General features: G+C 47.4%; 9 protein-coding genes. 7 read left to right on the forward strand and 2 right to left on the reverse strand.

Annotated features, from left to right (window positions below):
• Positions 1 to 123 precede the first annotated feature (123 nt).
• Positions 124 to 525 (reverse strand): hypothetical protein, encoded by a 402-nt coding sequence (locus tag OGY04_RS18210; RefSeq protein WP_286585787.1) that lies wholly within the window; start codon positions 523 to 525, stop codon positions 124 to 126.
• Between the two features lie 336 nt (positions 526 to 861).
• On the opposite strand from OGY04_RS18210, the gene brxA reads away from it, so the two are divergent.
• The 7 genes from brxA to OGY04_RS18245 all read left to right on the forward strand — a co-directional run bounded on the left by brxA (position 862) and on the right by OGY04_RS18245 (position 15730).
• Positions 862 to 1464 (forward strand): BREX-1 system protein BrxA, encoded by a 603-nt coding sequence (brxA, locus tag OGY04_RS18215; RefSeq protein ID WP_109220890.1) that lies wholly within the window; start codon positions 862 to 864, stop codon positions 1462 to 1464.
• Positions 1461 to 2063, forward strand: a complete 603-nt coding sequence (brxB, locus tag OGY04_RS18220; RefSeq protein ID WP_286585788.1) for a BREX-1 system protein BrxB — start codon at positions 1461 to 1463, stop codon at positions 2061 to 2063. Before brxA ends, brxB begins: the two co-directional genes overlap by 4 nt.
• A gap of 11 nt (positions 2064 to 2074) precedes the next feature.
• Positions 2075 to 5716, forward strand: a complete 3642-nt coding sequence (gene brxC, locus OGY04_RS18225) for a BREX system P-loop protein BrxC (RefSeq protein ID WP_286585789.1) — start codon at positions 2075 to 2077, stop codon at positions 5714 to 5716.
• Positions 5717 to 5761: 45 nt separating this feature from the next.
• On the forward strand, positions 5762 to 9376 hold the full coding sequence (gene pglX / locus OGY04_RS18230; protein WP_286585790.1) for a BREX-1 system adenine-specific DNA-methyltransferase PglX: 3615 nt from the start codon (positions 5762 to 5764) through the stop codon (positions 9374 to 9376).
• Between the two features lie 190 nt (positions 9377 to 9566).
• Positions 9567 to 12164, forward strand: coding sequence for a BREX-1 system phosphatase PglZ type A (gene pglZ / locus OGY04_RS18235; RefSeq protein WP_286585791.1), 2598 nt, complete (start codon positions 9567 to 9569; stop codon positions 12162 to 12164).
• Between the two features lie 10 nt (positions 12165 to 12174).
• Complete coding sequence (gene brxL, locus OGY04_RS18240) at positions 12175 to 14259, forward strand: protease Lon-related BREX system protein BrxL (protein WP_286585793.1); 2085 nt, start codon at positions 12175 to 12177, stop codon at positions 14257 to 14259.
• A 121-nt stretch (positions 14260 to 14380) separates the two neighbouring features.
• Positions 14381 to 15730, forward strand: coding sequence for an anti-phage END nuclease (locus OGY04_RS18245; RefSeq protein WP_286585795.1), 1350 nt, complete (start codon positions 14381 to 14383; stop codon positions 15728 to 15730).
• A gap of 61 nt (positions 15731 to 15791) precedes the next feature.
• Here the strand turns inward: OGY04_RS18245 and OGY04_RS18250 are convergent, their stop codons facing one another.
• Entirely contained in the window at positions 15792 to 16781 is a 990-nt protein-coding gene (locus OGY04_RS18250; RefSeq protein ID WP_286585835.1) for a restriction endonuclease, read from the reverse strand.
• Between the last annotated feature and the right edge of the window lie 80 nt (positions 16782 to 16861).

The raw sequence follows: 16861 nt of genomic DNA on the forward strand, positions 1-16861 counted from the left end.
GAAATAGAGATGGGGATTAATTCTTCTAATCCTACCTTCTGCCGATATCCTTTTCGCCAACAAAATAGGACACCGATCCGCTCTTTGTAATGCATTAGACCACGATACAGGAACTGGCCCCCCTCAATACTCGTGATCGTAGAGATAACGATGAAGCAGGACGATATCATATTGGTTGAGTTGCGAGATGCGGTTACTCACTACCGCTTCTGTCAAAGTTCCGACTAACGCATTGAGTGCAGAGAGTTCAGCTAATTCAGTATGAGGAATATTATCCCTGTGCAGCTGTAATGACTCTTGTATTTCTGCTAATTTAATCTTGGCTGCTTCATCTGTCTTTTGGGTTTGTCGGGCAGTCAAGTCACCCCAGTTTTTGAAATGGAAAAACCATGCAACCATTTCCTGCGCATGTCCAAGAGGAACACCACAATGATTTCTGAGAAAACGGGCATGTTTGCGAAGCTGTTCTTTCGCGGGAGGCGGGAGATCAATAAAATCATCATTAAATGCTAATTCTGAGAGCATATCATTTCCTTTATAAAATACTCTGCGGCCTGTAAACACAGAGCGGAAAAGAGTGCTCTGATATAGCAATGTTTTTGATATGCGCGATGGCAAATTTGTCTACAGGCTGACCGGTCTGCGCGAACCTTGACCATACCCTAGGAAATTATACGTTCAATGTCAATAGATCACTTTCCGCACTGCTGGCAGTAAATCAAGGAGATGAGGCCATATGTGTTCCAGGCCTTACCCTCTCACAAATTGCCTTTTCTCATGGCATCCGGCCCCTTCCCCCATTACAATCATCGTTTGTTTTTTTGCGAGCTGCATAGCAGTCTTCAGAGGGTAGATATGACGATGAAAAACGACAAGGCATGGATTGGAGACCTGTTAGGCGGGCCACTGATGAGCAGGGAAAGTCGTATCATCGCTGAGCTCATGCTTACCGCTCCCGATGAACAGACCTGGCAAGAGCAGATCGTGGGTCATAACATTCTCCAGGCTTCCTCTGCCAATACTGCAAAGCGCTATGCCACAACGATAAAACTACGCCTGAATACGCTTGATAAAGCCGCGTGGTCACTTATTGCGGAAGGGAGCGAGCGCGAGCGTCAGCAATTGCTATTTGTCGCTCTGGTACTCCATTCACCGGTTGTTAAAGACTTCCTGGCTGAAGTGGTAAACGATCTGCGCCGACAATTTAAAGAAAAGCTCCCTATGGATAGCTGGGATGAGTTCGTGACCAGCCATCTTCGTCAGCAGCCCGTACTCACCAGTTACTCAGATTCATCCATCAAAAAAATGGGTAACAACCTGGTTAAAGCACTGGCTGAAGCGGGTTATCTGGATACGCCACGCCGACGTAATCTCCAGTCAGTCTTTCTTTTACCAGAAACTCAGGCGACCTTGCAGCGCCTCGGGCAACAGGAATTGGTTTCTATTCTGGAGGGGCAACGGTGATCGATCCCGTGCTTGAATACCGCCTGTCACAGGTTCAGAACCGCATTAGCGAAGAGCGCTTTCTCAAAAACAACGGCTCAGGTAATGAGATTGGGTTCTGGATTTTTGATTACCCCGCTCAGAATGAGCTACAGGTGCGTGAACATCTGAAATATCTGTTTCGTAATCTGGAAAAAGACCACAAGTTTGAGCACCTTAATATCTTTCAGATCATTATCAACATGCTCGCTGAACGTGGATTATTTGAGCGCGTCTGTCAGCAGGAAGTGAAAGTCGGTACCGAAGCGCTGAAAAAACAACTCGTTGGCTTGTTGAATCAGAAAAAGATCGCGGATTACATAGCAAAAAAAGTCGATCTTCAAAATCAGGAGTTTGTCATTCTGACAGGTATGGGGAATGCCTGGCCGCTGGTTCGCGGCCATGAGCTGATGAGCGCCTTGCAGGACGTTATGGGTTTTACCCCCCTGTTGATGTTTTATCCGGGAACCTATAGCGGACACGATCTCTCCCCATTGGCGGGCATTGATTCCCGAAATTATTATCGCGCCTTCAGGCTGGTACCCGAAAGTGGGCCTGCGGCGACATTGAATCCTCGTTAAAGAGCACAGCAATGAATATTGAACAGATCTTTGAGAAACGTCTGGACCGAAATATTAATGGCGTTGTGAAAGCCGAACAGACGGACGATGCCAGCGCCTGGATTGAGCTTGATGAATACGTCATCACCCGGGAACTGGAAGGACATCTTCGCCATTTCTTCGAATCTTATGTTCCGGCAACCGGTCCAGAGCGCATACGCATGGAAAACAAAATTGGCGTATGGGTTTCAGGGTTCTTTGGCTCAGGTAAATCACACTTTATCAAGATCCTGTCGTATCTGCTGTCTAACCGCAAAGTCAGCCATAACGGTACAGAACGTAATGCATACTCCTTCTTTGAAGACAAAATCAAAGATGCTCTGTTCCTCGCTGATATCAACAAAGCGGTCCATCATCCGACGGAAGTGATTCTGTTCAATATTGATTCTCGTGCTAACGTCGACGATAAAGAAGACGCCATCCTTAAAGTCTTCCTGAAGGTATTTAACGAACGGGTTGGCTACTGTGCTGATTTTCCGCACATAGCTCATCTGGAGCGTGAGCTGGCTAAACGCGGCCAATACGACGCGTTTAAGACCGCATTCGCCACTATCACTGACTCAAGCTGGGAAAAAGAGCGCGATTCCTACTATTTCATCAGCGATGAAATGGCAGAAGCCCTAAGCCAGGCCACCGGTCAAAGCGTTGACGCCTCGCGTCAATGGGTGGAACAGCTGGATAAGAATTTCCCATTAGATATCAATAACTTTTGCCAGTGGGTCAAAGAGTGGCTGGATGAAAACGGCAAAAACATCCTCTTCATGGTGGATGAAGTCGGCCAGTTCATCGGCAAAAATACGCAAATGATGTTGAAGCTGCAGACTATCACTGAAAACCTGGGTGTTATCTGTGGTGGACGCGCATGGGTTATTGTTACCTCCCAGGCAGATATCAATGCGGCCATTGGTGGGATGAGCAGCCGAGATGGACAAGATTTCTCTAAAATTCAGGGCCGTTTCTCTACCCGTTTGCAGCTTTCAAGCTCCAACACCTCCGAAGTTATCCAAAAACGTTTGCTGGTGAAAACCGATGCCGCAAAACCCGCGCTGGCGAAAGTCTGGCAGGAAAAAGGCGACATTCTACGTAACCAGCTTGCTTTTGATCCCACAACAAGCGCTTCTTTACGCCCTTACACCAGTGAAGAAGAGTTTATTGATAACTACCCGTTTGTCCCATGGCACTATCAGATTCTGCAGAAGGTCTTTGAATCTATCCGTACTAAAGGCGCTGCCGGTAAACAGTTAGCCATGGGTGAACGCTCACAGTTAGAAGCGTTCCAGACTGCGGCACAGCAAATCGCCCCGCAGGGTCTGGATTCTCTGGTGCCGTTCTGGCGTTTTTATGCCGCGATTGAGAGCTTCCTGGAACCGGCCGTCAGCCGCACTATCACACAAGCTTGCCAGAATGGCATCCTTGATGAGTTCGATGGCAACTTACTGAAAACGCTGTTCCTGATCCGTTATGTCAATGTGCTGAAAAGCACGCCTGAGAACCTGGTTACCCTTTCCATCGACAAAATTGATGCTGATAAAGTCGAACTACGCCGTCGCGTTGAAGAAAGCTTGAATACGCTCGAACGTTTAATGCTGATCGCACGCGTTGAAGATAAATACGTGTTCCTGACCAACGAAGAAAAAGAGATCGAGAACGAGATCCGCAACGTCGAAGTTGACTTCTCTGCAATCAATAAAAAACTGGCATCGATCATCTTTGATGACATTCTGAAAAACCGGAAGTATCGCTATCCGGCAAATAAGCAGGACTTTGATATCAGCCGCTTCCTGAACGGACACCCGTTAGACGGCGCAATGCTTAACGATCTGGTGGTGAAAATCCTCACGCCAAAAGATCCGACCTATGAATTCTATAGCAACGATGCTGCCTGTCGCCCCTATACCTCAGAAGGGGACGGATGCATTTTAATTCGTCTACAGAATGAAACCCGTACCTGGGACGATATTGATTTGGTCGTCAAGACTGAAAAATTCCTCAAAGACAACGCTGGGCAACGTCCGGAGCAGGCTAGCTTGCTGTCAGAGAAAGCCCGCGAGAACAGTGTCCGCGAAAAAATGTTCCGCGTACAGCTGGATTCACTTATTGCCGAAGCTGACGTCTGGGCGATTGGCGAGCGCTTACCGAAGAAATCTTCGACGCCATCCAGCATCGTGGATGAAGCCTGCCGTTACGTGATTGAAAACACGTTTGCCAAGCTGAAAATGCTGCGCCCGTTCAACGGTGATATCGCACGTGAAATCCATGCACTACTCACGGTAGAGAACGATGCGGAGCTGGATCTGGGCGAACTGGAAGAATCCAATCCTGACGCGATGCGCGAAGTGGAAACCTGGGTCAGCATGAATATCGAGTTCAATAAGCCGGTTTATTTACGCGATATTCTCAACCACTTTGCCCGCCGTCCTTATGGATGGCCAGAAGAAGAAGTGAAGCTGCTGGTTGCCCGTCTGGCGCGCAAAGGCAAATTCAGCTTTAGCCAGCAAAATAACAATATCGAGCGTAAGCAGGTGTGGGAGCTGTTCAATAACAGCCGTCGCCACAGCGAGCTGCGTCTGCACAAAATTCGCCGTCACGACGAATCACAAATTCGCAAAGCCGCACAAACTATGGCGGAGATTGCCCAACAGCCGTTTAGCGAACGTGAAGAACCGGCCCTGGTTGAACATATCCGCCAGGTCTTCAATGACTGGAAGCAAGAGCTGAATGTCTTCAAAGCGAAAGCGGAAGGTGGAAACAATCCAGGTAAAGATGAGATTGAGTCAGGCCTGCGCCTGCTGAATTCCATTCTGAGTGAAAAAGAAGATTTTGCCCTGATTGAGAAGGTCACCAGCCAGGCCAATGAGCTTCTGGATTTCAGTGAAGATCGTGAAGATTTGGTCGATTTCTACCGCAAGCAGTTTGCAACCTGGCAAAAACTGGGCGCGGCGCTGAACGGCAGCTTTAAATCCAACCGCAGTGCGCTGGAAAAAGACGCCGTGGCGGTAAAAGCGCTGGGTGAGCTGGAAAGCATCTGGCAAATGGCTGAACCTTATAAACATCTCAACCGCATCACACCGTTGATTGAACAGGTGCAGAACGTCAACCAGCAGTTAGTTGAACAGCACCGCCAGCACGCTCTGGAACGCATTGACGCCCGCATTGAGGAAAGCCGTCAACGCTTGCAGGAAGCGCATGCCACGTCGGAGCTGCAAAACAGCGTTCTGCTGCCGATGCAAAAAGCCAGAAAACGTGCCGAGGTCAGCCAGTCAATTCCGGAAATTCTGGCGGAACAGCAAGAGACAATGGCGCTGCAAACGGATGCAGAGAAGAAGATTAACCAGTGGATTGACGAGCTGCGTAAAAAGCAGGAAGCCCAGATACGGGCTGCGAATGAGGCAAAAAATGCTGCCGAGTCAGAACAAACCTATGTTGTGGTAGAAAAGCCCGTTATCCAGCCGGTACCGAAAAAAACGCATTTGGTGAATGTCGCCAGTGAGATGCGCAAAGCCACCGGTGGTGAAGTGTTGGAAACCGCTGAGCAGGTGGAAAAAGCGCTGGATACGCTTCGTGCTGCCCTGCTGGCAGCCATTGAGGCAGGTGACCGGATTCGTCTTCAGTAACCCCCATTTCAGGGCAGCGCTCTGCTGCCCTTTGCAGGATTTTCTATGAATACCAATAACATCAAAAAATACGCACCACAGGCCCGTAACCAGTTCCGCGATGCGGTGATCCAGAAGCTGACCACGTTGGGGATTTCCGTCGATAAAAAAGGCACTTTGCAGATTGCTGATGCCGAGAGCGTCGGTGAAACCGTGCGCTATGGCCAGTTCGACTACCCTAAATCCACCCTTACCCGCCGCGATCGTCTGGTAAAATGCGCCCGCGAGCAGGGCTTTGACGTGCTGGTTGAGCACTGTGCCTACACCTGGTTCAACCGCCTGTGCGCCATTCGCTATATGGAGATCCAGGGTTATCTTGACCACGGTTTCCGCATGCTCTCGCACCCGGATAATCCAACCGGCTTTGAAGTGCTGGACCATGTGCCGGAAGTGGCGGAAGCGCTACTGCCGGAAAAAAAGGCGCAACTGGTCGAAATGAAGCTGTCCGGTAACCAGGACGAAGCCATCTACCGTGACCTGCTGCTGGCCCAGTGCCACGCCCTGCACCGCGCGATGCCGTTCCTGTTTGAAGCGGTCGACGATGAAGCTGAACTTCTACTGCCGGATAACCTGACCCGTACTGACTCGATTCTGCGCGGTCTGGTGGACGGTATTCCGGAAGAAGACTGGCAAGAAGTTGAGGTTATCGGTTGGCTGTATCAGTTCTATATTACTGAGAAAAAAGATGCTGTTATCGGTAAGGTGGTAAAGAGCGAAGATATTCCTGCCGCCACCCAGCTATTTACCCCAAACTGGATTGTACAGTATCTGGTGCAAAACTCCATCGGCCGCCAGTGGTTGCAGACCTACCCAGACTCGCCGCTGAAAGGCAAAATGGACTACTACATTGAGCCAGCCGAACAGACGCCAGAAGTGCAGGCACAACTGGCAGCCATTACGCCTTCCAGTATTGAACCGGAAAGCATCAAGGTGCTCGACCCAGCCTGCGGCTCCGGGCACATTTTGATTGAAGCCTATAATGTGCTGAAAAATATCTACGAAGAGCGCGGCTACCGTGCTCGCGATATTCCACAGCTGATTCTGGAAAATAATATTTTTGGTCTCGATATTGACGACCGTGCTGCCCAGCTTTCCGGCTTTGCCTTATTAATGATGGCCCGTCAGGATGACCGCCGGATATTCACCCGCGACGTGCGCCTGAATATTGTCTCCCTGCAGGAAAGCCTGCATCTGGATATTGCTAAGCTGTGGCAGCAGCTGAACTTTCATCAGCAGAACCAGACCGGCAGCATGGGAGATATGTTTGCGGAAAATACCGCATTGCCCCATGCCGACAGCGCGGAATATCAGCTGTTAATGCGTACGCTGAAGCGCTTTGTGAATGCCAAAACGCTGGGCTCGCTGATTCAAGTCCCGCAGGAGGAAGAAGCGGAACTGAAGGCGTTTCTTGATGCGCTGTATCGCCTGGAGCAGGAAGGGGATTTCCAACAGAAAACGGCAGCGAAAGCGTTTATTCCGTATATTCAGCAGGCGTGGATACTGGCGCAGCGGTATGACGCGGTGGTGGCGAATCCACCGTATATGGGTAGTAATTGGATGAATGAAGACATAAAGGATTATACAAAGATAAATTACTCAGATGCAAAGTTAGACTTATTTTCATTATTTATGCTTCATGCTTTTGAATTATCAAAAGAACATGGCACTAATAGCATGATCGTAATGGAATCTTGGATGTTTTTATCGTCTTTTGAAAAAATGAGAGAACGTATACTAAATAATAAAACCGTCATTGATTTGATCCATATGCCTTATGATGGAAAAGGCAAGACTGCATTAGGAATTAGTTTTGGCACGTCAGCATACATTATGCTTAATAGCAGAATTGAACATTACCCTAGTCATTACTCATGTTTAAGGCATTACGAATTAAATAATGAGTCCAAACCAATAAGCTTTCCGGTGAGAAATGAAAGGGAAAACTATGTTTCAAGTAACTCCTTAATCAAAATTCCATCATTTTCGTTCGCATATTGGTTAAATAATTTCTCTATATTTGAGAATAAAAAATTATCTTCAAAATTCAAATCTGGTGGAAGAATTAAAACTCATGGAGGAGATAAATTTATACGATTCCACTGGGAGGTTTCTAAGTTAGAATCCAAATGGAATTATTACGTTAAAGGTGGTGAGTATAAAAAATACTATGGGAATGAGTGCTTTGTAATCGATTTTTCTAGGGAAGCTATTTCTTATTACGAAAGTAAAGGTGGTATATACCCAGAAACCTTCAGAAATCGTGAAGGTATCTGCTGGTCAAGAATTACATCTGGAAAACAAAGCTTCAGAATTAAAAGAGAGCTAACAGAATACGACTCATCCTCATCAACTATCTTTAACAGTAATTTTGAGTGTGATTATTTCACTTTAGGAATACTTAATTCAAAGGCTTTGCAACATATTTTACAAGCTTTTAACCCCACGATTACCACGCAAGTAACTGACGTATTATCATTACCTGTTGCCAATTTTACTCAAGACGAAGTTCAACAGATAAGTGAGATCACTAAGAATCTGGTGGAAATTAGCAAAGGCGACTGGAATGATAATGAGATTTCTTTTGACTTCACAAAACATGTTCTTTTAAACATTAAATCAAGCATAAGTGAAGCTCATAAAAATTTTTGCCACTTATCAAACGAAAGAATACATAATTATATTTACCAGGAAAAAAAATTAAATGAACTGGCCACAGAGAAATATTTATTAACATCTGTAATAAGTAATAATATAAAACTTGAAGATGTTACTCTGTCATGCAACTCAAATTATCTTTATCCATTAGATTTAACTAGTGAAGATAAACAAAAAAGATTGCGTTCAGAACAATTATCGTCTTTATTATCCTACACCATCGGCTGCATGATGGGCCGCTACTCCCTCGATCGCGAAGGTCTCATCTACGCCCACGAAGGTAACAAAGGCTTTACCGAACTTGTCGCCGAAGGCGCCTACAAAACCTTCCCTGCCGATAACGATGGCATCCTGCCGCTGATGGATGACGAGTGGTTTGACGATGACGTCACCTCTCGCGTCAAAGAGTTTGTCCGCACCGTCTGGGGCGAAGAACACTTGCAGGAAAATCTCGAATTTATCGCTGAAAGTCTCTGTTTATACGCGATTAAGCCGAAAAAAGGCGAATCTGCGCTGGATACAATCCGTCGCTATCTTTCCACCCAATTCTGGAAAGATCATCTGAAGATGTATAAAAAGCGCCCGATCTACTGGCTATTTAGCTCTGGTAAAGAGAAAGCGTTCGAGTGCCTGGTCTATCTGCATCGCTACAACGACGCGACGCTGGCGAGAATGCGTACAGAATATGTGGTTCCACTGCTGGCGCGCTACCAGGCCAATATCGATCGCCTGAACGAACAGATCGATGGTGCCTCCGGCGGCGATGCCACCCGTCTGAAACGTGAACGTGACAGCCTGAGTAAGAAATTCAACGAACTGCGCAGCTTCGACGATCGCTTACGCCACTATGCTGATATGCGAATCAGTATTGATCTCGACGACGGCGTTAAGGTTAACTACGGTAAATTTGGCGATCTGCTGGCGGATGTGAAAGCCATTACCGGCAATGCCCCTGAGGTGATTTAAGTCAGATAGCATTCCTTCCCGCACCACCGGGCTTCAGCTCGGTGGTGATCTCGATACGGGAAACCGGCCTTATTCAGTCATCCGTCACCTCCAGTTCATGATAAAATGCGGTTTTGTGTCAGGGCGCAGAACACAGTTTCCAGGCGCTCTGACATCTTCGAATTTACCGAATCAACATGGGATTGTGACCTTGCAAAATCAGGAATTTATTGCCGGCCTTAAAGCTAAATTCGCCGAACATCGCATCGTTTTCTGGCACGATCCCGATAAGCGTTTCCTCGAAGAGCTGGGTAACCTCGAACTGGAGAACGTCACGCTGCTCGACATGACCGACCAGTCACAGCTGGCGGTGAAAAAGCGTATTGAAATTGATGAACCTGAACAGCAGTTTTTGCTATGGTTTCCCCACGACGTGCCTCCCAAAGAGTTCGACTGGCTGCTGGATATTCGTCTTTACAGTACGGAGTTCCATGCAGATTTCGCCGCCATCACGCTGAATACGTTAGGCATTCCGCAGTTTGGTCTGCGTGAACATATTCAACGTCGGAAAGCATTCTTCAGCACTAAACGTCTTTCTGCCTTAAAAAGCCTGGTCACTGAGCAGGAAAACGAAGCCTCTCTTGATAAGAAGATGGTTGCGGTCATCACTGGCGTAAAAACAGCAAAAACGGAAGAGATTCTGTTCAGCTTGATTACCCAATACGTTAATCAGCAGAAAGATGACGACAGCGACCTGGAAAACACGCTGGCGATGCTGAAACGCCACGACCTGGAAGACGTGCTGTGGGCCATTCTTAATCAGGAAATGGGCTACCAAGCCGAACATCCTTCGCTGGAAAATCTGATCCTCAAGCTGTTCTGTACCGATCTTTCCGCACAGGCTGATCCGCAGAAACGCGAATGGCTGGAAATAAATGTGCTGACCACACCTTCAGGCAGAGCATCCGCGCTGGCCTTTATGGTCACCTGGCGTGCCGACCGTCGCTACAAAGAAGCCTATGATTATTGCGCACAGCTGATGCAGGATGCACTGCGACCAGAAGATCAGTACCGTCTCAGCTCACCTTATGATTTACACGAGTGCGAAACCACGCTGAGCATTGAACAGACCATTATTCATGCGCTGGTGACGCAGCTTCTGGAAGAGAGCACCACGCTTGACCGTGAAGCCTTCAAGAAGCTTCTGTCTGAACGCCAGAGCAAATACTGGTGCCAGACGCGTCAGGAATACTACGCTATTTATGATGCGCTTCGTCAGGCTGAGCGGCTGCTGAATCTGCGCAATCGTCATATTGATGGTTTCCACTATCAGGACAGCGCAACGTTCTGGAAAGCGTACTGCGAAGAGCTGTTCCGCTTTGACCAGGCCTACCGCCTGTTTAACGAATACGCGCTGTTGGTTCACAGTAAAGGCGCAATGATCCTGAAAAGCCTGGATGACTATATCGAAGCGCTGTATTCCAACTGGTACCTGGCAGAATTAAGCCGGAGCTGGAATAAGGTTCTGGAAGCCGAAAACCGTATGCAGGAGTGGCGTATTGCGGGCGTTCCACGGCAGCAGAACTTCTACAATGATGTGGTTAAGCCACAGTTTAACAATCCACAAATCAAGCGTGTGTTCGTGATTATCTCCGATGCGCTGCGTTATGAAGTGGCAGAAGAGCTGGGCAACCAGATCAATACCGAGAAACGCTTTACTGCCGAACTGCGTTCCCAGTTGGGCGTGTTACCCAGCTATACCCAGCTGGGAATGGCGGCATTGCTGCCACATGACGAGATATGCTACCAATCGGGTAGTGTTGACATCGTTTATGCGGACGGGTTATCCACCTCAGGTACGCCTAACCGCGATAGCATTCTGAAGAAATATAAAGGGATGGCAGTAAAATCGGACGATCTGCTGAAATGGAAAAATCAGGAAGGACGGGATCTTATTCGCGATTACGAAGTCGTCTATATCTGGCATAACACCATTGATGCCATGGGTGACAGCGCATCTACGGAAGAGAAGACCTTCGAAGCGTGCCGCAACGCGGTGGTTGAACTGAAGGATTTAGTGACCCGTGTAATAAACCGTCTTCATGGTACACGCATTATCGTCACGGCGGACCATGGTTTCCTGTTCCAGCAGCAGCCCCTTTCCGGGCAGGATAAAACCACGCTGCAGATCAAGCCAGACAATACGATTAAAAACCACAAACGCTTTATTATCGGTCATCAGCTCCCTGCCGATGATTTTTGCTGGAAAGGAAAAGTGGCGGATACCGCAGGCGTCAGCGATAGCAGCGAGTTCCTGATTCCGAAAGGGATCCAGCGTTTCCATTTCTCAGGTGGAGCGCGGTTTGTCCACGGTGGTGCCATGCTTCAGGAAGTCTGTGTTCCCGTATTGCAGGTGAAAGCGCTGCAGAAAACCGCTGCAGAAAAGCAACCTCAGCGTCGTCCGGTAGACATCGTGAACTACCATCCGCTGATCAAACTCGTCAATAACATTGATAAAGTCAGCCTGCTGCAAACCCATCCGGTAGGTGAGTTATACGAACCGCGTACCCTGAATATCTTCATCGTCGACAACGCCAATAATGTGGTATCCGGTAAAGAGCGAATCTGCTTTGACAGCGATAACAACACAATGGAAAAACGCGTGCGTGACGTTACGCTGAAGCTGATTGGCGCGAATTTCAATCGCCGTAATGAGTACTGGCTGATACTGGAAGATGCACAAACGGAAACGGGTTACCAGAAGTACCCTGTGATTATCGATCTGGCATTTCAGGATGATTTCTTTTAAGTGAGGCGATATGCAAACCCATCATGACTTACCCGTTCCAGCCGTCTCCGAAGGGGAACTCGTCGCAGAAGGTTACGATCTGGACGCCTTACTGAATCAGCATTTTCGCGGTCGGGTAGTGCGTAAAGATCTGACCAAGCAGCTCAAGGAAGGGGCTAACGTCCCGGTCTATGTGCTGGAGTATCTGCTCGGTATGTACTGCGCTTCCGACGATGACCAGATCGTCGAGCAAGGGTTGCAGAACGTTAAGCGTATTCTGGCTGATAACTACGTCCGCCCTGATGAAGCGGAGAAGGTGAAATCGCTCATTCGTGAGCGAGGATCCTACAAGATCATTGATAAAGTATCGGTAAAGCTCAATCAGAAGAAAGACGTTTACGAAGCCCAGCTCTCCAACCTCGGCATTAAAGATGCATTGGTTCCACCGCAGATGGTCAAGGACAACGAGAAGCTGTTGACCGGTGGCATCTGGTGCATGATCACCGTGAACTACTTCTTTGAGGAAGGACAGAAAACGTCCCCCTTTTCTCTGATGACGCTTAAACCTATCCAGATGCCCAATATGGACATGGAAGAGGTATTTACCGCACGTACGCACTTCAACCGAGACCAGTGGATTGATGTCCTGCTACGTTCCGTGGGTATGGAACCTGCCAATATTGAGCAGCGAACCAAGTGGCATCTAATCACCCGCATGATCCCTTTCGTGGAAAATAACTATAACGTCTGCGAACTGGGCCCACGCGGTACCGGTAAAAGTCACATCTATAAAGAGTGTTCGCCAAACTCACTGCTCGTTTCCGGCGGACAAACCACGGTAGCAAACCTGTTTTACAACATGGCCAGCCGCCAGATTGGCCTGGTCGGCATGTGGGATGTGGTCGCGTTTGATGAAGTGGCAGGGATCACTTTCAAAGACAAAGACGGCGTGCAAATCATGAAAGATTACATGGCGTCTGGCTCGTTTTCTCGCGGCAGAGATTCGATTGAAGGCAAAGCATCAATGGTGTTCGTCGGCAACATCAATCAAAGCGTAGAGACATTAGTCAAAACCAGCCATCTGTTAGCTCCCTTCCCTGCCGCGATGATCGACACGGCATTTTTCGACCGCTTCCATGCCTATATCCCCGGCTGGGAAATTCCGAAAATGCGCCCGGAATTCTTTACCAACCGCTACGGCCTTATCACAGATTATCTCGCCGAATACATGCGGGAAATGCGTAAGCGCAGTTTCTCCGACGCGATTGATAAGTTCTATAAGCTGGGTAATAACCTCAACCAGCGCGACGTTATCGCGGTAAGGCGCACAGTTTCAGGCTTACTGAAACTTCTTCATCCCAATGGTTCTTACAGTAAAGAAGACGTCCGTGTTTGCCTGACCTACGCCATGGAAGCCCGCCGTCGAGTCAAAGAACAGCTTAAAAAGCTGGGCGGTCTGGAGTTCTTCGATGTGAATTTCAGCTACATCGATAACGAGACGCTGGAAGAATTCTTCGTCAGCGTGCCAGAACAGGGCGGCAGCGAATTAATTCCTGCTGGCATGCCAAAGCCAGGCGTAGTGCATTTAGTGACGCAAGCGGAAAGTGGCATGACGGGTCTGTATCGCTTCGAAACTCAGATGACCGCTGGTAATGGCAAGCATAGCGTTTCTGGTCTGGGCTCAAGTACCTCGGCTAAGGAAGCTATACGGGTTGGATTTGACTATTTCAAAGGCAACCTCAGCCGCGTTAGTGCAACAGCGAAATTTTCTGAACATGAGTACCACCTGCACGTAGTCGAATTGCATAATACTGGACCAAGTACCGCGACCAGTCTGGCGGCACTTATTGCGCTGTGTTCCGTTTTACTGGCGAAACCCGTTCAGGAACAAATGGTCGTGTTAGGTAGCATGACGCTCGGTGGAGTAATCAACCCTGTTCAGGATCTGGCGGCTAGCTTACAACTTGCTTTCGATAGCGGCGCGAAAAAGGTCCTTCTGCCGATGTCTTCCGCGGTAGATATCCCGACTGTGCCAGCCGAGTTGTTTACCAAATTCCAGGTCAGTTTTTACTCTGAACCTGTGGACGCGGTTTATAAGGCGTTAGGGGTGAACTGAATATATCGAGGAGTGTGTCACACTCCTCGGTTAAATAATCTGTCAGCCTTTTATTGTTATTTTTTTGAACTATATTCCTCAATCTCTCTTTTCATCTGGAATGATGTACGGTTAGATAATAATGAAACTAATTGCAAATGGATTGAATAAGCAGTTTTTTAGTTCTTTTCTACCTCCATCGGATTGTGAAATTGACGGTGTCGTAGCAGCAATAGCCTATGCTGATGATAAAACAACGCTTCTTGACCATTGTCTAAAAAATCACCATCGCCTTGATATCTGGATGCGATATGATCATACTGTTCCGGTTGCACCCTCTTTTTTATCTAAATTGCTTATTAATACGAAGAACAACATCTTTTGTAAGCTGGTACCCGACTGCCTTCATAGTAAAGTCATCTGGTGGAAGGGCTATGGGGCATACATTGGTTCAGCAAACCTTACCGATCGCGCATGGAATATGAACATTGAAGCAGGTGTCTTCTATACTGAAAGTGATTTGTACAACTCGGACTTAATCTCGCAATTAGAAGATTTTTTCGATAATTTAGCATTTCTTGATTGTTGTATTGACCTCAGTCAGGAAATCATCGACGAACAAAAGAAGCTACAAAAATTAAAAATAGAGAAAGATAAAAAAGAACTAGAGCTTATAAAAAAACGTCGTGTACCAGTTTGGGGCGGTGTGAGTAATTATGACAAGCCAAAAGCAAATGATAAAAGAAAAGATAGTTTCCATAAAGAATGGGACAGTACACTTTCCGTAATACGAAATATATCCAGCCAAATAAATGACTTCAGGCCTAATTGGGTCGCTAAGGACACACCTGCATTTTGGCAAACCGATCAGTTTTTACATGCGTATTATTACAATCAAGTCCATCAAAATGATAAAACTTATCCTTTTGAGGATTATCACCAAGCCAATAGTAAAGACCCCCAAGCTGCACTTATGAATATGTTGTCATGGTGGAAGAGCCTCTCTGGGCCTCCATCTAATGAAGATATCAACCTAGGAATTTACGCTCCTTATATTCGTGAGCACTTATCAAAAAGCAAAATTAGTTCATTGACTGAGGATAATCTTCATAACATATTCTTCTATACGCATGCCACGATGGACCATGTGATAAAAATGAGTACTAAAACGTTTGGCCTGTCTGCCCAAAATTCCATAAACAGGGAAGAACGTGCCATTTTATTCACCAAATGGATCATGAGCCAGACCAATCAAAAAGGTATGACTATTGCTGAATTACTCAACTATGTCCTCTACGGTGGAAAACCTGCATTAATGTGGGAAAGGATCTATCTGGCAGGAAAAGACGAGGAGTACAAATTCCAACATTACGGTATTAACTCTATTGCTGAAGTGGTCGGTTGGGCAAGGCCAGAAGATACGCCTCCCAGAAATGGCAGAACCAATAAAGCCTTGCGAGCATTAGGCTATCCAGTTCGCGTAAATATTTAGCGCTCTCTCATCGTAAGAGCCTACATCGCCGCCTGTTTATACAGAAACAGGCGGCGAAAACTCATGCAGGCAAATACGTTTTCTTAAGTGGAACCAATAACTTAGTCTCAATATCCACTTGCTCATAGTTTTCCACTAACGCGCGGACCAAATCGTCAAGCGTCCATAGCGTCAACGGGATTGTAGAACGATCGGCTTCATAGCGCGCATCCTTGCTGAATCCGCCTGTACTGACATACAGCCCGCGATCGTCTTTATGGCGGCCACCGATAAAGCTACGAATTTGCTGGCTACTCATCTGTTCCCGTCTGTGCTTCACCTCAACAATAATGCGCGGATTTTCGAATCCAAAACCGTCAGGCGAAGCAATGATATCTTTCTCACGGTCAGCACCTGCAGGCGATACCTGAGTTTTATATCCCATGCTGCGTAACACGCCAGCGACCAGATTCTGCATCTCATCCCAGTCGAGACGGTTGATACGATCCTTGATACCTTCAAAAGCGATCATCTCCATGTCGCGCAGAGGATTAGAAACAACCTCATCCTCTCCATCTGAAACAGGTACTTCCGGCACAACATCTGAGACAGGCTTTTTGCCCTGCACTAATTCATTCACTGCAAAATCAGGCACCTGAAAAACCGTTAGCGTAGAGCCAAGGGTGTTTCTGGTTGCATCGCTCAGACTATCGCGCTTAATCTCTTCCGCGTTCCACTTCACTTTACGAGCGATGCCCATGCCATCTTCAAGCCACTCGGCATGAAACTCAAAATCTGAGGCGATTTTCCCTATCAAATAAGTCCGATTAGAAGGTGAATAAGTGATAGCCCAGTCACCTTTCTGCATCTCATTCACAAAGCGCCAGACTTGGGAAGCACCGGAACGAACTGTGCCTGGTTTAGTCTGTGGCTCAAGCTCCTGATACCGGGTAAACAACTGCTCTCTTGAGCATCCCGGTTTCACATAGGGAGCGAGCTGCGACCAGCCGATTGCAACAACCTGTTTGTCCCCGAAGTCATCGTACAATTTTCCGCCATCACCGCGGATCATCCACATTTTTTCCATAATTGAAATCTCTTATTTGACCTTCATCATGAAAGGATAATTGCTGCTATTTTCGCATAATAAAA

The sequence above is a fragment of the Citrobacter sp. Cpo091 genome, from assembly GCF_030332645.1.
In the GTDB taxonomy this organism is placed as follows: Bacteria; Pseudomonadota; Gammaproteobacteria; order Enterobacterales; family Enterobacteriaceae; genus Citrobacter; species Citrobacter portucalensis.